At 39.5% G+C, this 18,895-nt stretch carries 21 protein-coding genes; all 21 read left to right on the plus strand.

Annotation, left to right across the window (positions count from 1 at the left end; genetic code table 11):
* Positions 1–1,032 (plus strand): L-threonylcarbamoyladenylate synthase, encoded by a 1,032-nt coding sequence (locus tag AC0VXV_RS03305; protein ID WP_475530331.1) that lies wholly within the window; start codon positions 1–3, stop codon positions 1,030–1,032.
* 112 nt (positions 1,033–1,144) lie between these two features.
* Positions 1,145–1,642: a manganese efflux pump gene (locus tag AC0VXV_RS03310; RefSeq protein ID WP_350478487.1), complete on the plus strand. Its 498-nt coding sequence runs from the start codon at positions 1,145–1,147 to the stop codon at positions 1,640–1,642.
* Between the two features lie 19 nt (positions 1,643–1,661).
* A complete protein-coding gene (locus AC0VXV_RS03315) occupies positions 1,662–2,111 on the plus strand; it encodes a low molecular weight protein arginine phosphatase (protein WP_475531394.1) in 450 nt (149 codons plus the stop codon).
* A 1-nt stretch (position 2,112) separates the two neighbouring features.
* The gene (locus AC0VXV_RS03320) at positions 2,113–3,405 is read left to right on the plus strand and encodes a methyl-accepting chemotaxis protein (RefSeq protein WP_475530332.1); all 1,293 of its coding nucleotides are present in this window, start codon (positions 2,113–2,115) and stop codon (positions 3,403–3,405) included.
* Between the two features lie 375 nt (positions 3,406–3,780).
* On the plus strand, positions 3,781–4,140 hold the full coding sequence (locus AC0VXV_RS03325) for a c-type cytochrome (RefSeq protein ID WP_475531395.1): 360 nt from the start codon (positions 3,781–3,783) through the stop codon (positions 4,138–4,140).
* Positions 4,141–4,420: 280 nt separating this feature from the next.
* Positions 4,421–4,861, plus strand: a complete 441-nt coding sequence (gene rpiB / locus AC0VXV_RS03330; RefSeq protein WP_079524641.1) for a ribose 5-phosphate isomerase B — start codon at positions 4,421–4,423, stop codon at positions 4,859–4,861.
* Positions 4,862–4,875: 14 nt separating this feature from the next.
* A complete protein-coding gene (locus tag AC0VXV_RS03335; protein WP_475530333.1) occupies positions 4,876–5,430 on the plus strand; it encodes a TIGR01440 family protein in 555 nt (184 codons plus the stop codon).
* Between the two features lie 66 nt (positions 5,431–5,496).
* A complete protein-coding gene (gene glyA / locus AC0VXV_RS03340) occupies positions 5,497–6,741 on the plus strand; it encodes a serine hydroxymethyltransferase (RefSeq protein WP_475530334.1) in 1,245 nt (414 codons plus the stop codon).
* A gap of 210 nt (positions 6,742–6,951) precedes the next feature.
* Entirely contained in the window at positions 6,952–7,581 is a 630-nt protein-coding gene (gene upp, locus AC0VXV_RS03345; protein ID WP_079524644.1) for a uracil phosphoribosyltransferase, read from the plus strand.
* A gap of 109 nt (positions 7,582–7,690) precedes the next feature.
* On the plus strand, positions 7,691–8,845 hold the full coding sequence (gene wecB / locus AC0VXV_RS03350; RefSeq protein ID WP_475530335.1) for a non-hydrolyzing UDP-N-acetylglucosamine 2-epimerase: 1,155 nt from the start codon (positions 7,691–7,693) through the stop codon (positions 8,843–8,845).
* A gap of 612 nt (positions 8,846–9,457) precedes the next feature.
* Entirely contained in the window at positions 9,458–9,829 is a 372-nt protein-coding gene (locus AC0VXV_RS03355; RefSeq protein WP_475530336.1) for an ATP synthase subunit I, read from the plus strand.
* Between the two features lie 30 nt (positions 9,830–9,859).
* Positions 9,860–10,585 carry a F0F1 ATP synthase subunit A gene (gene atpB, locus AC0VXV_RS03360; protein ID WP_475530337.1) on the plus strand — a complete coding sequence of 242 codons (726 nt, stop codon included), beginning with the start codon at positions 9,860–9,862 and terminating at the stop codon, positions 10,583–10,585.
* Between the two features lie 77 nt (positions 10,586–10,662).
* Complete coding sequence (atpE, locus tag AC0VXV_RS03365; RefSeq protein ID WP_008404451.1) at positions 10,663–10,887, plus strand: F0F1 ATP synthase subunit C; 225 nt, start codon at positions 10,663–10,665, stop codon at positions 10,885–10,887.
* Positions 10,888–11,077: 190 nt separating this feature from the next.
* On the plus strand, positions 11,078–11,599 hold the full coding sequence (gene atpF, locus AC0VXV_RS03370) for a F0F1 ATP synthase subunit B (RefSeq protein WP_340800067.1): 522 nt from the start codon (positions 11,078–11,080) through the stop codon (positions 11,597–11,599).
* Positions 11,596–12,132 carry a F0F1 ATP synthase subunit delta gene (locus AC0VXV_RS03375; RefSeq protein WP_079524649.1) on the plus strand — a complete coding sequence of 179 codons (537 nt, stop codon included), beginning with the start codon at positions 11,596–11,598 and terminating at the stop codon, positions 12,130–12,132. Before atpF ends, AC0VXV_RS03375 begins: the two co-directional genes overlap by 4 nt.
* A 29-nt stretch (positions 12,133–12,161) precedes the next feature.
* Positions 12,162–13,670, plus strand: coding sequence for a F0F1 ATP synthase subunit alpha (gene atpA, locus AC0VXV_RS03380; RefSeq protein ID WP_475530338.1), 1,509 nt, complete (start codon positions 12,162–12,164; stop codon positions 13,668–13,670).
* A gap of 99 nt (positions 13,671–13,769) precedes the next feature.
* Positions 13,770–14,627: an ATP synthase F1 subunit gamma gene (gene atpG / locus AC0VXV_RS03385; protein ID WP_339175144.1), complete on the plus strand. Its 858-nt coding sequence runs from the start codon at positions 13,770–13,772 to the stop codon at positions 14,625–14,627.
* A gap of 48 nt (positions 14,628–14,675) precedes the next feature.
* Positions 14,676–16,091: a F0F1 ATP synthase subunit beta gene (atpD, locus tag AC0VXV_RS03390; protein WP_079524652.1), complete on the plus strand. Its 1,416-nt coding sequence runs from the start codon at positions 14,676–14,678 to the stop codon at positions 16,089–16,091.
* Between the two features lie 23 nt (positions 16,092–16,114).
* Positions 16,115–16,522 carry a F0F1 ATP synthase subunit epsilon gene (locus AC0VXV_RS03395; RefSeq protein ID WP_475530339.1) on the plus strand — a complete coding sequence of 136 codons (408 nt, stop codon included), beginning with the start codon at positions 16,115–16,117 and terminating at the stop codon, positions 16,520–16,522.
* A gap of 127 nt (positions 16,523–16,649) precedes the next feature.
* Positions 16,650–16,892, plus strand: a complete 243-nt coding sequence (locus tag AC0VXV_RS03400) for a DUF1146 family protein (protein ID WP_475530340.1) — start codon at positions 16,650–16,652, stop codon at positions 16,890–16,892.
* 367 nt (positions 16,893–17,259) lie between these two features.
* Entirely contained in the window at positions 17,260–18,561 is a 1,302-nt protein-coding gene (murA, locus tag AC0VXV_RS03405) for a UDP-N-acetylglucosamine 1-carboxyvinyltransferase (protein WP_475530341.1), read from the plus strand.
* Positions 18,562–18,895 lie beyond the last annotated feature (334 nt).

Consider the following 18,895-nt stretch of genomic DNA (forward strand, 5'->3'; position numbering starts at 1 on the left):
ATGCACACTTTCCAATTAAATGTGGATGAATTTGTGGATAATTCAGAAAATTATACACAGGCTGTGGATTTATTAAATAACGGCGAAATAGTCGCTTTTCCGACAGAAACCGTATATGGCTTAGGTGCTGTTGCGACAAATGAGCAGGCTGTGAAGAAAATATTTGCTGCAAAAGGACGACCTTCAGATAATCCTTTGATTGTTCATATAGGAACGGTGGAAGAAGTATCGCTGTATACAACAAATATTTCGGAAGTTGCCCAAAAATGTATGAATGCTTTTTGGCCAGGTCCATTGACGCTTGTCATGCATGCAAAGCCAAATGTTTTAGCGCCAAGTGTTACGGCAGGATTAGATTCGGTTGGAATTCGTATGCCCGATCATCCAGTAGCACTCGAACTACTTCAATCATTAAAGAAACCATTAGCAGCGCCAAGTGCGAATCGCAGCGGCAAGCCTAGTCCGACGAAAGCCGAACATGTATTTGAAGATTTGCAAAACATTATTCCTTGTATTTTGGATGGAGGGATGACGGGGATCGGGCTTGAATCGACCGTATTGGATGTCACAATGGATACACCTGTTATTTTGCGTCCGGGCGGGGTGACGAAAGAAATGCTTGAAGCGGTAATCGGACCAGTTGTTGAGCCAAGTCTGGAACAGCAGAAAATTGAATCGACACCGAAAGCGCCTGGTATGAAATATACTCACTATGCACCGGAAGCTCCCGTCTATTTAATAGATGCAAATAAGGAAACAATTGAAAAGGCTATTACCGAATTAAAACTGGAACATAAAGTGGCCTTATTGGCACCGGAGAGCTTAAAAGAAATTAATGCCGATTATTATTTTTCATTCGGTAATGCACATGATCTTGAACAAATGAGTGCTTCGCTATACGATGCATTGCGTGCATGCGATAAAACGGATGCCACGATTATTTTAGCGACGGCAACATCAAAAACAGGTGTTGGTACTGCTATTATGAACCGTCTGGAAAAGGCGGCAGGGGGCAAATGGTACTCATTATAAGAATTAAACCACATCTTGCAACATAAGGATGTGGTTTTTGTGTATAAACAAAAGGATATTTCCCGGCCTAAAAGCATAAATTACAACAGCGCTTAGTGGAAGAGGGGAATAGATGCAAGAAGTAGTTGCCGGGATCTTAATGTCGTTCGATGTCGTTGCACTGTATTTAATTGCTACAAATGTTAAGGCGAAATGGTTATTAGCTTTATGGACGGCATTTTTACATATGCTTTTTCCGTTACTCGGTTACCGCTTTGGGGAATGGCTTGCCGTCTATTTAACAAACTGGGCGTCAGGCCTTTCTACACTGTTATTGTTTTTTGTTGGGCTGCAATTACTGCTCTCGAAGAAAGATGAAAGTTTTCCGGCAATGTCACTACCGATAATTGCGATTTTTGCAAGTATTGACACCTTTTCAGTTAGCCTATCTTTTGGTATGCTAAATTTACAAAAATATGTTTTTGTTATTAGTGCCGGCCTATCAACATTTATATTGTCGTATGCTGCATTGGTTATAGCGCAAAAATCGCCAATTTTTAAAAATAATGCATTAAAAAAAGTAGCAGGAATCCTCCTGATTATTATGAGTGTGATGCTACTAAAATGGTAAATTAGAGGGTGTGAGGAACATTAATATTTATTTTATTTGTACAGGCAACACATGTAGAAGTCCTATGGCAGCAGCAATTTTACAAGCAAAAAACTATGAGAATATTACTGTGCGTTCAGCAGGTATTTATGCGCACGAAGGCAGTGACATGTCCCTGAACGCAAAGGAAATATTACACAGGAAAAATATTGCGCAATCGCACCGTTCATCCCAATTTACGGTAGAAGATGCACAATGGGCGGACTTGATTTTAACGATGACGACCGCTCATAAAGAAATGGTCCTTCGTTTAGTAGGTGAAGCGGCACATAAAACGTTTACTTTAAATGAATATGTAGCAATGGAAACAGGGCTTGATATTCAAGATCCATTCGGTGGAAACCTGCAAGTATATGAACAAACGTATAAGCAATTGAACGAAGCAATTAATAAGCTGGAAACTAAATTGAAATTGGAGGATAAAATTTAACATGAACTCTCAGAAAAAGATCTTTAGTTTGCGCCGGAAGCTCATATTGTTTGTCGGGATACTAGCGCTGATTACCTACACTTGCAGTTTTGTATTTATCGAATTTTTACATCCAATGTTTTTTGAATCGACAAGCACAAGCGTATTTCAGATTATTACCTATTTATTAGGAATCTTTTGGTCATGTGCATTAGCAGCTGTATTCGGTTTAGTCATTGTTCGCCCGTTGCAGCAATTGGAGCGCAGTGCAAACCATGTAGCGGAAGGTAAAATCGGACAAGATGTCGAAATGCCAAAAACAAATGATGAAATTCGCTCTGTAGCAGAGGCATTTCAAACAATGGTGTTTAATTTGCGTAAAATGGTAAACGGTATTGAAGACAATTACAAATCAACCGATGAAACGATTTTAAAGCTGTCGGAAGAAAGTATTTCTGTTACGAACAACGCCGAGCAAATTACAAGCAATATTAGCCAAATTTCATTAGGGGCTGAATCTTCGGCAGTTGCCATTCAAGAAACAGTGGAAGCCATTGAAGAAGTTCGTGCATTAGCCGCGGAAGTGAACAATAAAGCATTACATACAGCAAGCCGCTCAAAAAATCTCTTAACAAACTTAACGTCTACAACAGATTCGATTCATGGTGTTGTGAACAGTATTAAAAAAATCGCAACAGATAATGAAAATTCACTAGTAAATATTCGCGAGCTGGAGAAAAATGCCGAGCAGATTGAACGGATTATAAGTTTAGTAGGCGATATTGCAGGACAAACAAACTTACTTGCTTTAAACGCATCAATCGAAGCTGCACGAGCAGGTGAGCATGGTAAAGGCTTTGCGGTTGTTGCAGAGGAGGTCCGTGGTTTGGCGGATGAAAGTGCAAGCGCTGTGCAGGGGATTACAACATTGATCCACACGATGCAGCAAAATGTTTCAGTTGTAGTAAAACAGATGAACGAACAAGTGTCATTTGCGGTAAATGAATCATCACGTGTTTCTGAAACAACGTCAGCAGTTGAAGGTATGACAAAATCCGTGTATGAAATGGCCGATGATGTTGTCCAAATTTCAGAATTAGTCGCACAGCAAATGAAAAATATTGAGCATACGTCACATCAATCACAGGAAGTGGCGGCAATTGCCGAACAAACTTCTGCAAGCGCACAGGAAGTAACATCCGCTTCACTGGAACAGGCCGAAGCGATCAAGCAAGTAGAAGAACTGGCAAGCAATTTAAAACAACAGTCTGCAGAGCTTTATCGAATGATTCAACAATTCGACCGCACACAGTAGATTGGAATATAGTTTTAAAATACCTGATGGATAAACGGCATGTTTATCTGTTGGGTGTTTTTTATTTAAGTGGTGCAGGGGTGCATTTCAATAAAGTTTTCTAATATGGAGGGTCGATTGTATAATAATCGCGGTAAAGTTCTAATAAAATGTCGATCTTCTAATATATTGGGTAATTGTTTTAAAATCCTTCTCTGATTTTCTAATAAAGGTTATATCAAATAAACACTGTCGACCTTCTAATATCTGAAGTAAATGTTCTAATAAATACTGCCAAGCTTATAAAATCAGGAATTTGTTTCAAAAACAAAAGGGCTGGGTATGGTACACTATTGTTTACAATAATTAGTCCTGGGGGGATTTATATTGAACAAGATGAAGTACTGGTTACTGATGGGCGTAGTCGTAGCAGGTCTGGCTGGATGTGGAGACGCAGAGGATACGGATACGTCAGATTCAGTTGACTCAACACCAGCCGAATCCACTGAATCATCAGGAGGAACGGACTCAGCAGAAACTACAGATGTCTCGGCAGGTGAAAAAGTGGCAAATGCCAGCTGTGTAGGATGTCATGGTGGAGATTTAACGGGAGCAATGGGACCGGACTTAACTACCACTTCTTTATCAAAAGAAGAAATTGTTGATGTATTAGTCAATGGTAAAGGTGCAATGCCGCCGGGTACAGCAGACGGTGAAGAAGAAGCGGTAGCCGAATATATTTTATCATTACAATAACTGTTAAAGACCTGCTCCTAATCTGAGCGGTCTTTTTTATTGTAAAAAGCCTTTTTAACTTAACAAATTCATGTAAAGCTGAACATTGACGTAATTAATAATAGAAATATTAGAGAAAAACATTAAAATGTTAACAATAAGTTATGTTTCCTTACTTAATATTCGTCTTTATGCATATATTTTGAAAGTTATTCGGAAAAGACGTGTTAATCTTCCGGAATAAATGGTACACTGATGGTGAATATAATAAGTAAACAAAATCGAGGCAGGAGGGATCTTCGTGAAAATTGCAATTTCTTCGGATCACGGCGGGAATAATTTACGTAAAGAGATTATGTCATTACTTGATGAAATGTCAATCAGTTATGAAGACTTTGGTCCACAAACGGACGAGTCAGTAGATTACCCGGACTATGCACGTCCAGTAGCTGAGCGAGTAGCTGCAGGGGAATTTGACAGAGGGATTTTAATTTGCGGAACAGGCATTGGGATTTCGATTGCTGCAAACAAATTTAAAGGAATTCGTTGTGCACTTGTACATGACGTGTTCTCGGCAAAAGCAACACGTTGTCACAATGACTCAAACGTTTTAGCAATGGGTGAGCGTGTAATCGGTCCAGGGCTGGCACGCGAGATTGTTGCAACTTGGCTGGATACACAGTTTGAAGGCGGTCGTCATATTCGCCGTGTTGAAAAGATTACTGAAATCGAAGAAGGGTAACAAATGGTGATTCAATGACAAACTTACACGATTTGCAAAAAGATTTAGCGCAAGCATTATCCGAATTTGAGCAACAAGTGAAGTTTTCTGAAGGTCAGCTATTTGTCATCGGCTGTTCCACATCGGAAGTAATGGGTGAGAAGATTGGAACAGCTGGTGCACTCGATGTTGCGCAAGTTCTATACAAAGAATTTTCAATATTCGCGCAAAGACATAAAATTCACTTAGTTTTCCAAGGCTGTGAGCATATTAACCGAGCTTTAACACTTGAGGCTGCAGCCGCTAAAATGTACCATTTAGAACCTGTTTCGGTCATTCCTGTCCGTAAAGCAGGTGGCTCCATGTCTGCATATGCTTTTACACAAATGGATGAGCCTGTAGTTGTGGAAACCATCCAAGCACATTACGGGATTGATATCGGTCAAACATTAATCGGCATGCATTTAAAAGCAGTTGCTGTACCTTTACGAACATCTGTTAAGCAATTAGGCAATGCAGTTATTACGTTAGCGACAACACGTCCGAAACTTATCGGTGGAGAACGTGCGCAATATACCGTAACACCTTAACGTTACATATATCATTTAACTAGGAAACTCCGAGCGATTCGGAAGTACATTTAGGGGGATTTGAAAATGGCATTTGAAAAATTGGCAGGACAAGACAAGGCAATTTTAGACGCAATTTTATTAGAGAAAAAACGTCAAAACACAAATATCGAACTAATCGCATCAGAAAACTTCGTATCGGAAGCTGTAATGGAAGCACAAGGTTCATATTTAACAAATAAATATGCAGAAGGTTACCCTGGCAAACGCTATTATGGCGGTTGTGAACACGTGGACGTAGTGGAAAACATTGCGCGTGACCGTGCAAAAGAGTTATTCGGTGCAGCATATGTAAACGTACAGCCACACTCAGGTGCACAAGCGAACATGGCAGTTTACCATACAATTTTAAAACCGGGTGATACAGTACTTGGTATGAACTTATCACACGGTGGTCACTTAACACATGGTTCACCAGTAAACTTCTCAGGTATTCTTTATAATTTCGTAGAGTACGGTGTAACTGAAGATACTAACTTAATAGATTATGAAGATGTTCGCCAAAAAGCATTGGAATCGAAGCCAAAATTAATCGTTGCTGGTGCATCAGCTTATCCTCGTGCAATCGACTTTACAAAGTTCCGTGAAATCGCAGATGAAGTTGGCGCATATTTCATGGTTGATATGGCGCATATTGCCGGCTTAGTAGCGGCAGGCGAGCACCAAAATCCAGTACCGTATGCAGATTTCGTAACGACAACAACTCATAAAACTTTACGTGGTCCTCGTGGCGGTATGATTTTAACTAATGATGAAAAATGGGAAAAAGAATTAAACAAATCAGTATTCCCGGGTATTCAAGGCGGTCCATTAATGCATGTCATCGCTGCTAAAGCAGTATCTTTCGGTGAAGCATTACAACCGGAATTTAAAGCATACGCAAAACAAATTAAAGCAAATGCAGCTGCACTTGCAAAATCTTTAATGGATGAAGGTGTTGAGATCGTATCAGGCGGTACAGACAACCACTTACTTCTATTAAATGTGAAATCTTTAGGGTTAACAGGTAAAGTAGCTGAGCATGTATTGGATGAAGTGGCAATTACAACAAACAAAAACACAATTCCATTCGATACAGAATCACCATTCGTAACTTCAGGTATCCGTGTAGGTACAGCAGCTGTAACTTCTCGCGGTTTCAAAGAAGAAGATGTAATTGAAGTAGGTAAAATTATCGCTTCAGTTCTTAAAAACCATGAAGATGCAGCAGTAAAAGAAGAAGCACGCAAACGTGTTGAAGCTCTTACAGCAAAATATCCTTTATACGCATAATTGAGTTTACGCCTTCTATCTACAATATGAAGATAGAAGGCTTTTTTATTATAAGAAATAACGAATAGATAGGCAGCTACAAGCGAATCCTAATTGAAGATATATTTATTCTATAAAAATGGCGATTTTTAAAACATTCCCGTCATAGTTTTCGTTAACTTTATTTTCTGTTATACTGTTTTAGATAAACAACAGTTAGGAGATGTCAACGTGAGTAAAGTATACGTATTTGACCACCCATTAATCCAACATAAGTTAACTTATATTCGAGATAAAGAAACAGGAACAAAAGAATTCCGGGAGTTAGTTGATGAAGTAGCAACATTAATGGCTTTTGAAATTACTCGGGATTTACCGCTTGAAGAAATTGAAGTGGATACACCTGTTACGAAGGCGAAAGCAAAAGTATTATCAGGGAAGAAAATGGCGATTGTCCCAATTTTACGTGCGGGTATCGGAATGGTAGATGGCGTATTAAAATTAATTCCTGCTGCAAAAGTAGGTCATATTGGTCTTTACCGTGATCCGGAAACATTAAAGCCGGTAGAATATTATGCGAAACTTCCAGCAGATGTGGAAGAGCGTGACTTCATTATTGTTGACCCGATGTTAGCAACGGGTGGTTCAGCTGTAGAAGCGATTAATTCACTGAAAAAGCGCGGCGCAAAAAGTATTAAGTTTATGTGTCTGATCGCAGCTCCAGAAGGTGTGGAAGAAATTCAAAAAAACCACTCAGACGTAGATATTTACATCGCATCTCTAGATGAAAAATTAAATGATCATGGCTATATCGTACCAGGCTTGGGTGATGCCGGGGATCGTTTATTCGGAACAAAATAATAAATAAACGAGACGTCCGTAAGCAGTTGCGGGCGTTTTCTATTAATACGGCAAGTATACTAAACACTTGCAGAGAAAATTAATTATAGATTAGACAAGGAGAAGAATAATGACGAAGAAGTTTAAAGTTATGACGATTTTTGGAACACGTCCGGAAGCAATTAAAATGGCACCTCTTGTACTGGAACTGGAAAAGCATCCGGAACAAATTGAATCGATTGTTACTGTAACGGCCCAGCATCGTCAAATGCTTGACCAAGTGTTGGAAACTTTTGAAATTACACCGGATTATGATTTAAATATTATGAAAGACCGTCAAACATTAGTAGATGTAGCGACGAATGCACTTTTAGGACTTGATCGAGTAATGAAGAAAGCGAAGCCTGATATCGTGTTAGTACATGGTGATACGGCGACAACTTTTGTTGGTAGTCTGGCGGCCTTCTACAATCAAATTGCAATTGGTCATGTTGAAGCAGGACTTCGTACAGGTCAAAAATATTCACCTTATCCTGAAGAGATGAACCGTCAGTTAACAGGTGTAATGGCAGATTTGCATTTTGCACCAACTGAGCAATCTCGTGCAAACCTATTAAAGGAAAATAAACCGGCAGAAGCAATTTTCGTAACAGGTAACACGGCAATTGACGCGTTAAAAACAACAGTCAGTGACCACTACACACATCCGGTTATTGAAAAAATCGGTTCAGACCGCATGATTTTACTAACAGCACACCGTCGTGAGAATCTAGGTGAGCCAATGCGTAATATGTTCCGTGCAATTATGCGTCTGTTGAACGAGCATGAGGATGTTCAAGTTGTTTACCCGGTGCATATGAATCCAGCAGTTCGCGAAGTAGCCAATGAAATTTTAGGGGAAAACCCGCGTGTTCATTTAATTGAACCGTTGGAAGTATTTGATTTCCACAATTTCGCTGCCCGCTCTTATATGATTTTAACGGATTCTGGCGGTGTTCAAGAAGAAGCGCCATCGTTAGGCAAGCCGGTGCTGGTTTTACGTGATACGACAGAGCGTCCTGAAGGGATTGCGGCAGGTACGTTGAAACTTGCGGGAACAGATGAAGAAGTTATTTACAAGATGGCAAAAGAATTATTAGTAAATGATGAAGCTTATGAAGCGATGGCACATGCATCGAATCCGTATGGAGATGGATATGCTTCAGAGCGTATTGTGGAAGCCTTACTGAAATTTGCTCAAAAACAATTAGTAGAAGAAATTATCGAAAAAGCAGAGACTCGATAATCCAAAAAATTACTGAAATTTACTTAAATATGAAATTGGCAACGGGAGATAGCGTTTCCCTCCTGTTGTCAAGTATAAAATTCGTTATTATTGCTGAAAAATTTTTTCTTGGATATGAAAAGTGTAACGTGATGGAAAAAACGCATGAAATAGCGAATTTTAGCGTTAGTGAAAAAACGCAAAAAATATTTATGCATAACTATACACAAATTTGTCAACAATTTGACAAGGAATGTATCTATGTGAAGTTTTTCACCATTACTAATTGACATCAAAAACCCCCTATTGTATGCTTACAAAGGGTAAGAATGATAAGAGTTTCGCCTAGTCAAAAGACGTTGAAACGCTTGTTATATCAAGTTTCTACTAGATTGACAGTTGAAACGAAACTCGTCAATTTGCAACGTTCTATGCGCCTGGATAAAGTCCGTTAAGATTAAGAGACAATTAGAAGTATGAAATGAATGTTCACTATGGAATTTTCCTAAAGTGGAATTATTTACTACTTGTAACGGCCTCTAATTTTGTAGTGCATTTACTACGTTTTAAATTCATTTAATGGTCGATGAACACTTTCTTTACTCGAAAAAAGTTTCAGGAGATTAACTGCCAATGCTAAATTTGCATCACGTTTTTGCAATGCAGAAGAAAGCGTTCTTTTTTTTGCTTGCTGTTTGTACGTTAGGCTGGGGATTTTCGCCATATGATTCTATATTTGCAGGTATAGCCCTAGGTGCGTTCTTTGGTACGTATAATTTTTGGATTTTACTTCGACGTATGGAAAAATTTGACCGTTCCATTAGTGAAGGGACAAAAGTAGCATCTATCGGTACAGCGCTTCGCTTTGGATCAGGTGTTGCCGCAGTCGCAATCGCAATATCGTTGCCACAATATTTTCACTTAATAAGCACGGTCATTGGGCTGATGATTCCGTACATCTTTTTAATAGTAGAAAGAGTAGTACATCATATAAAAAGCCACTAAGGTGCATTTGAAAGAGAGGTGAATGCAAAAATGGATCATACAGCTCCAGAGCTACATTTGGATTTAGGCTTTATGACGCTTACTTTCAACTTATCTACAGTACTAACACTCTTAGTAGCTGCAGTCATCGTATTTATTATCGCGTTTGTTTCAACACGTACACTTGCGTTAAAACCGACTGGTATGCAGAACTTCATGGAATGGATTATGGATTTCGTGAAAAATATTATTAAGAGTAACATGGACTGGAAAACTGGTGGGCGCTTCCACATTCTAGGGATTACATTAATCATGTTCATTGCAGTGTCCAACTTACTTGGTTTACCAATGGGTGGTATTTTGTACGGCAGTGATTTATGGTGGAAATCACCAACAGCCGATCCAGTCGTAACAATGACATTAGCTTCGATGGTTCTAGTATTAACACAGTATTACGGCGTGAAAATGCAAGGTACAGGCGGTTATGCTAAAACATTCTTCCAACCAATGTCGTTTATGTTCCCGTTAAAAGTTATTGAAGAGTTTGCAAATACGTTAACTCTAGGTCTGCGTCTTTACGGTAATATTTACGCCGGTGAGATTTTACTAACGTTACTAACTGGTTTAGCAGTTTCAAGTGCGTTTGGTTTCTTCGGTGCAATTATACCAATGATGGCGTGGATGGGATTCTCGATTTTCATCGGGTTTATCCAAGCTTTCATTTTCACTATGTTAACGATGGTTTACATGGCTCACAAAGTGAGTACAGACCATTAATTATAAGTTTCCGCATTCAATGCAGTGCGGTAATTTGAACCAAAAAAAATTACAACATCCAAGGAGGATATTATCAAATGGTAGGTTCAGTAGGTTTATTAGCAGCAGCAATCGCAATCGGTTTAGCAGCACTAGGTGCAGGTATTGGTAACGGTTTAATCGTTTCAAAAACAGTAGAAGGTATCGCTCGTCAACCAGAAGCACGTGGCGCACTTCAAACTACAATGTTCATCGGGGTAGCGTTAGTAGAAGCATTACCGATCATCGCAGTAGTAATCGCATTCATCGTAATGAACCAATAGTCTTGTCTTTATTAAGATTGTTAAATCATTAAGATTCTTAAATCCAGTGGCGAAGTAGACTTCATTTGAAACCCTTCGCCATTCGTTTTGTGTAAAGAAGATATACCCTTTTTTATTTAATATTAAATATGAACAAAAAGTATGACAAAATATAGATTTTATTCAAGCTCTTGAAGGGAGTGAAACAATCGTGTTTTTAGACTATCTTGTACTAGGTGCAGGTAACACTGGCATTAACTTAGGTGATGCTATTGCTACATTAGTGATTTTCTTAGGTTTAATGGCACTTCTTAAAAAGTTCGCTTGGGGTCCTTTAATGGGTATCATGCGCGAGCGTGAAGAGTTAGTTGCGAGCGGTATCGATGCAGCTGAAAAAGCTAAAAAAGAAACACAAGCACTATTAGAAGAACAAAAGAGCCTACTTAAAGAAGCTCGCACAGAAGCGCAATCAATTATTGAGAACGCTAAAAAGCAAGGCGAAGCAACTCGCGAAGAAATCGTGGTAACTGCACGCGCTGAAGCAAACCGTCTAAAAGAATCTGCTGTTCGTGATATCGAAGCAGAAAGAGAAAAAGCAATCGCTGCTGTACGTGAAGAAGTAGTTTCATTATCAGTACTTGCTGCGTCTAAAGTTCTTGGGAAAGAAATTTCTGAAGCAGACAATAGCGCACTAATTAAAGAAACGATTGCGAAGGCAGGCGAAGCGAAATGAGTCAATCGACTGTAGCAAATCGCTATGCTCAAGCAATTTACGAATTAGCATTAAGCAAAAACCTTCTTGCTGAAGTAGGTGCAGATTTACGTGAGATCAAAACAGTAGTAACTACAAACGAAGAGTTTATGGCTTTACTTACTGCTCCGAAAATTTCTACTGACCGTAAGAAAGAGCTTATCGCTCAAATTTTAACGGGTGCACAGCCAATCGTTGTAAATATGGTTCAATTCTTAATTGAAAAGAAACGTTTAAACGAATTAACAGCTGTAGCAGACCAGTATCAAGCATTATCAGCTGCCGCTCAAGGCACTGCAGATGCAAAAGTTTACTCAACGCGTGAATTAACAGATGGCGAGCGTGCAGAAATTTCTGCTGCTTTCGGCAAGTTAGTCGGCAAAGGGCAACTTAACATTACAAACATTATCGATGCGTCATTAATTGGTGGCGTACGCGTTCAAATCGGCAACTACATTTTCGACAGCACTGTAGCGTCTAAGCTAGAGGACTTAAAACGAGTATTAGTTGGCTAAATCTTAAGAAATGTGAGAGGTGAACATACATGGGCATCAAAGCTGAAGAAATCAGCAGTCTGATTAAACAGCAGATTGAAGGTTATCAATCGGAATTAAAAGTAAGCGAAGTAGGTACAGTTATCACTGTTGGTGACGGTATCGCTCGTGCTCATGGCCTCGACAACGCCATGGCTGGAGAGCTTTTAGAGTTCTCAAACGGTGTTATGGGTATGGCACAAAACCTAGAAGAAGGTAACGTTGGTATCGTAATTTTAGGAGACTACCTAGGCATCAAAGAAGGCGATGAGGTTCGTCGTACAGGTCGTATTATGGAAGTACCAGTTGGTGAAGAACTAATTGGCCGTGTTGTAAACCCACTTGGTATGCCAGTGGATGGATTAGGTCCAATCAACACAACAAAATCTCGTCCAATCGAAAGTCCAGCTTTCGGTGTAATGGCACGTAAATCAGTACATGAGCCATTACAAACAGGTATCAAAGCGATCGACGCTTTAGTACCAATCGGTCGTGGTCAACGTGAGTTAATCATCGGTGACCGTCAAGTTGGTAAAACATCTGTAGCAATCGATACAATCTTAAACCAACAAGGCGAAGATATGATTTGTATCTACGTTGCAATTGGTCAAAAAGAATCAACTGTACGTAACGTAGTTGAAACTTTCCGTAAACACGGTGCATTAGATTACACAATCGTTGTAACTGCTTCTGCATCACAACCAGCTCCATTACTATACCTTGCTCCTTTTGCAGGTGTATCTATGGCAGAAGAATTCATGTTAGATGGTAAGCACGTATTAATCGTGTATGATGACTTAACTAAACAAGCATCAGCATACCGTGAACTTTCACTTCTTCTACGCCGTCCTCCAGGTCGTGAAGCTTACCCTGGTGACGTGTTCTACTTACACAGCCGTCTACTTGAGCGTGCTGCGAAGTTAAACGAAACATACAAAAACGGTTCGATTACAGCGCTTCCATTCGTAGAAACGCAAGCGGGCGATATCTCTGCATATATCCCAACAAACGTAATCTCAATCACAGATGGTCAAATCTTCTTACAATCAGACTTATTCAACTCTGGTGTACGTCCTGCGATCAACGCTGGTTTATCAGTATCACGTGTAGGTGGTTCTGCTCAAATCAAAGCGATGAAAAAAGTAGCTGGTACTTTACGTCTTGACTTAGCAGCATTCCGTGAGTTAGAGTCATTCGCTCAATTCGGTTCTGACTTAGACGCAATCACACTTGCTAAATTAGAGCGTGGTAAACGTACTGTTGAAGTTTTAAAACAAGACTTAAACAAACCACTTAAAGTTGAAAAACAAGTTGCGATCCTTTATGCATTAACTAAAGGTCACTTAGATGATATTCCAGTACAAGACATCGTTCGTTTTGAAAACGAATTCTTAAGCTGGTTAGATACAAACCACACAAATGTTTTAGATCATGTTCGTACAACTAAAGAACTTGCTCCAGACGCAGAGTATGTTGAAGCAATTAATGCGTTCAAAAAGACTTTCGCTAAATCTGAGTAAGAATTGAACGGTTTTTCACGCACATTACTGTAGCGTGAAAAACTGGACAACTCTTTTTTAATAAGAGCTTGATAAAAATCTAAAGGTGGTGAAATACCAGTGGTAAACTTACGCGAAATTAAAGGTCGTATTAACTCTACAAAGTCAACGAAACAAATTACGAAAGCGATGCAGATGGTTTCTTCTTCGAAGTTACGTCGTGCAGAGCAAAATGCTAAGTCTTACGTTCCATACATGGAAAAAATCCAGGACGTAGTAGGCGCAATCGCAACAGGTACTAAAGATAGCGGACATCCAATGTTAACTACTCGTCCTGTTAAGAAAACAGCTTACTTAGTCATCGGTTCTGACCGTGGTTTAGCAGGTGCTTACAACTCAAGCATCTTACGTGAAGTACAAAGCACTATTGATAAACGTCACAAGTCTAAAGATGAGTACGTAGTATTAGTAGTAGGTCGTGTTGTTCGTGATTACTTTGTAAAGCGTGGACACAATGTTATCGCAGATGTCGTTGCTCTACCAGACCAACCATCATTTGCTGATATTAAAGAAATCGCTCGTAATGCTGTTGGTATGTTCATTGATGGTACGTATGATGAACTTTATATGTACTACAATCACTTCGTATCTGCAATTCAAAACGAAGTGACTGTGAAAAAAGTTCTTCCTTTAACTGATATTGCACCTTCTTCAAGCAATGCTTCTTATGAGTTTGAGCCATCAGGCGAAGCTATTTTAGAAGTATTACTTCCACAATATGCGGAAAGCTTAATTTACGGCGCTTTATTAGATGGAAAAGCGAGTGAACATTCAGCGCGTATGACAGCAATGAAAAACGCTACAGACAATGCAAACGATCTTATTGCAGACCTTTCTCTACAATATAACCGTGCACGTCAAGCGGCGATTACACAAGAAATTACAGAAATCGTTGGTGGAGCTGCAGCCTTAGAATAGGCGCGCTCACCAACGTCGTATAAGAATACGATAGGAGGGTACAAAGTAATGAACAAAGGACACGTTCTTCAAGTAATGGGTCCAGTAGTAGACGTAAAGTTTGCTAATGGTCAATTACCAGACATTTATAACGCATTAACAGTTACAATTGAACGTCCTAACGAAGCACCGACTACTCTTGCATTAGAAGTAGCGCTTCACTTAGGTGACGATTCTGTTCGTACAATTGCCATGTCATCTACTGATGGTTTACAACGTGGAGCAGAAGTAACAAACTCAGGAGCACCAATCTCAGTACCAGTTGGTGAAGCTACATTAGGTCGCGTATTTAACGTACTTGGTGAAGTTATCGATTTAGGTGAAGAGATTCCTGCTGATGTTCGTCGTGATTCTATTCACCGCGAAGCTCCAACATTCGATCAATTATCAACTACTGTAGAAATCCTTGAAACAGGTATCAAAGTAGTAGACTTATTAGCACCATACATCAAAGGTGGTAAAATCGGTCTATTCGGTGGTGCCGGCGTAGGTAAAACAGTATTAATCCAAGAATTAATCAACAACATCGCACAAGAGCACGCAGGTATTTCTGTATTCGCGGGTGTAGGTGAGCGTACTCGTGAGGGTAACGACTTATTCTTCGAGATGACAGATTCAGGCGTAATCAAACAAACAGCGATGGTATTCGGTCAAATGAATGAGCCACCTGGAGCACGTATGCGCGTAGCTTTAACTGGTTTAACAATGGCTGAGTTCTTCCGTGATGAGCAAGGTGCAGACGTACTTTTATTCATCGACAACATTTTCCGTTTCACACAAGCAGGTTCTGAGGTTTCTGCCCTATTAGGTCGTATGCCTTCAGCGGTAGGTTACCAACCAACACTTGCTACAGAAATGGGTAAATTACAAGAGCGTATCACATCTACTACAAAAGGTTCTGTAACTTCGATCCAAGCGATTTACGTACCAGCCGATGACTATACTGACCCGGCTCCGGCTACAACTTTCGCCCACTTAGATGCAACAACTAACCTTGAGCGTAAATTATCTGAGATGGGTATCTATCCAGCGGTAGACCCATTAGCTTCGACTTCTCGTGCATTATCACCGGAAATCGTTGGACCAGAACACTATGCAATCGCAACTGGTGTTCAACGTACAATCCAACGTTACCGTGAGTTACAAGATATCATTGCTATCTTAGGTATGGATGAGTTATCTGATGAAGATAAACAAACTGTAGAACGTGCTCGTCGTATCCAGTTCTTCTTATCTCAAAACTTCCACGTAGCGGAGCAATTCACTGGTCAAAAAGGTTCTTATGTACCTGTTAAAGAAACTGTTCGTTCATTCAAGGAAATCCTTGATGGCAAATGGGATCACTTACCAGAAGATGCTTTCCGTCTAGTTGGTTCTATTGATGAAGTAGTAGCGAAAGCTAAAGAAATGGGCGTACAAGTCTAATTAGCTGACGAGGAGGAAAAAATATGAAGACAGTTACAGTCAATATTGTCACTCCCGACGGCTCAGTATACGATTCAGAAGTAACGATGGTAATCGCTAAAACGACTTCAGGTGAAATTGGTGTCTTAGCTGGCCATATTCCTATGGTTGCTCCACTTACAATTGGTTCTGTGAAGCTTAAAAAAGCAGACGGCACTACAGATGTCGCAGCGGTTAGCGGTGGTTTCATTGAAGTTCGCCCTGAAAAAATCTCGATTTTAGCTCCTTCTGCAGAAGTTGCTTCTACGATCGATATTGCCCGTGCTAAAGAAGCTTTAGCTCGTGCTGAAGGTCGCCTTCAAAAGAAACAAGATGACATCGATTTCCAACGCGCGGAATTATCTTTAAAACGTGCGATGAATCGTATCAATGTTCATGAGGGTAATATCTAATGTTTAACAAGCGGGCAGATTCTTTCTGCCTGCTTTTTTTATAGACATGGAAAAGTTATAAGAAGTTTAACAGTCTGGAACACAAATCGCCATCATTAGGGTAAAGTGTTTAAAAGGAGCGGGGAAAATGGATTTATATGTCGAGGCTGGCCAACAAGCAATCGTTAATGTGTTAGCATATATTATATTTATAGGAATTGCCCTTTATGCATTACAGGGACTTAGAATCGAACAATTATTTAAAAAAGGAAAGACTTTTCAAATTCAGCTCTTTTATATTTTGTCGAGTATTGTTATTGGTTCAACTGTTGCGGATTTCTTTTTAAACTTTTTAAGCTGGTCGCAAACGATTCCCTATATTTTTAATTAGTACAGGAAATAGCTTTAGTTTTATTTCTTGTAAAGGGGAATAAACGTTTGTTTTCCACTACAAGAAATAAAAATTTCCTAGGAAATATTAGAGGTTTGTAAAGTTACATGATTTGGGTAGTTATTTAAGGAAGATACTTTTATGTGAAAATTTGTCTATTCACACTAAATTGTTGCGCTGCGTATTATAATTTAATAGCCTTTTTAAACAAATTAGCTTAAAATAGTAATTTGGGTGCTTGAATTAGCGCCCTAATAAATGTAGTATATTTTTGTGTGTAAATTGAGTCAAATGAAGTTTAAAATAATTTAAGTTTAATTGAACTTATTCCTTTATTATATGAGAATTGAATTCGGAGGGACGAATTGTGGAGAGAATTATTGTTACTGGAGGTCAGACGCTAAAAGGCACAGTACGCGTAGAAGGCGCAAAAAATGCTGTATTACCGATTTTGGCTGCTTCTCTATTAGCTTCTAAAGATAAAAATATGATTAAAGATGTACCAAACTTAGCAGATGTCGGTACGATTGGTGAAGTGTTAAAAAGTTTAAATGCGATTGTCGAATATGATGTCGAGAAAAACGAAATGATGATTGATGCCTCTATGAAGCTATCTAGTGAAGCGCAATTTGAGTTTGTAAGTAAAATGCGTGCATCCATTTTAGTAATGGGTTCATTATTAGCACGTAATGGCTATGCACGTGTAGCATTACCGGGCGGCTGTGCAATTGGATCTCGTCCAATCGAACTTCATTTGAAAGGCTTCGAAGCTATGGGTGCAGAGATTTCCTTTGGACATGGTTATGTCGAAGCAAAAGTAAAAGGTGAACTAAAAGGCGCAGAAATCTATTTAGACTTCCCAAGTGTTGGGGCTACTGAAAACATTATGACAGCAGCATCTTTAGCAAAAGGGACGACTATTATTGAAAATGCAGCGAAAGAACCTGAAATAGTAGATTTGGCAAACTTTATTAACGCAATGGGTGGCCGTGTCATTGGTGCCGGGACTGATACGATTCGTATCGAAGGCGTTAAGGAATTAAAAGGTTGCGAACATTATATTATTCCAGACCGCATTGAAGCCGGAACATTTATGATAGCGGCAGCAATTACTCGCGGAGATGTATTAATTGAAAACGCTGTACCAGAGCATATGACAGCACTAACTGCAAAAATGCGTGAAATGGGTGTAGAAGTTATCGAAGAAGATGAAGGCATCCGTGTGCGCGCAAATGACCCGTTAAAAGCGGTTGATATTAAAACGATGCCACACCCAGGTTTCCCAACTGATATGCAATCACAAATGATGGCATTAATGTTAACGGCAAACGGAACAAGTATCATCACTGAAACAGTTTTCGAAAATCGTTTTATGCATGTTGAAGAATTCCGTCGCATGAATGCAGACGCAAAGATCGAAGGGCGTTCTGTATTCATTGAAGGTGGCAAAAAACTTCAAGGTGCCGAAGTATCAGCGACAGATTTACGTGCAGCAGCAGCACTAATTTTAACTGGCCTTGTATCTGAAGGCGTAACACGAGTTACAAAATTACACCATTTAGATCGCGGCTATGTGGATTTCCACAAAAAACTAGCTTCTTTAGGTGCAATGATCGAGCGCATCGATTCAGAAGAAGAAGTGTTACAAGAAATCGTAGTAACAGTTTAATAGCTAGATTCATATAAACATATAAAGCATTCAGGAAGCGAGATTTGGGCTTTCCGGATGCTTTTTTGGTTTTGTAAGGGGGGAGTAGGAGTTGATGAGAATGTAGAATGGTCCATGGAGAAAGTAGAACCTGGCGCTACTAAAGTAGAATGAAGCACTCTATAAGTAGAAAGTTCCGGCAGTAATGGAGAACAAATCACTTCAAAAGTAGAACCCGCCGCTATTAAAGTAGAACATTCCCATTCAAAATTAGAGTTAATGTATATCTCTCACCGTAGAACCCGGTTCCAAATTCCATTCCTCAAATACTAGAAATTCTCTCTCCAAAATGAAC

The sequence above is a fragment of the Solibacillus sp. iso_87 genome (assembly GCF_056173085.1).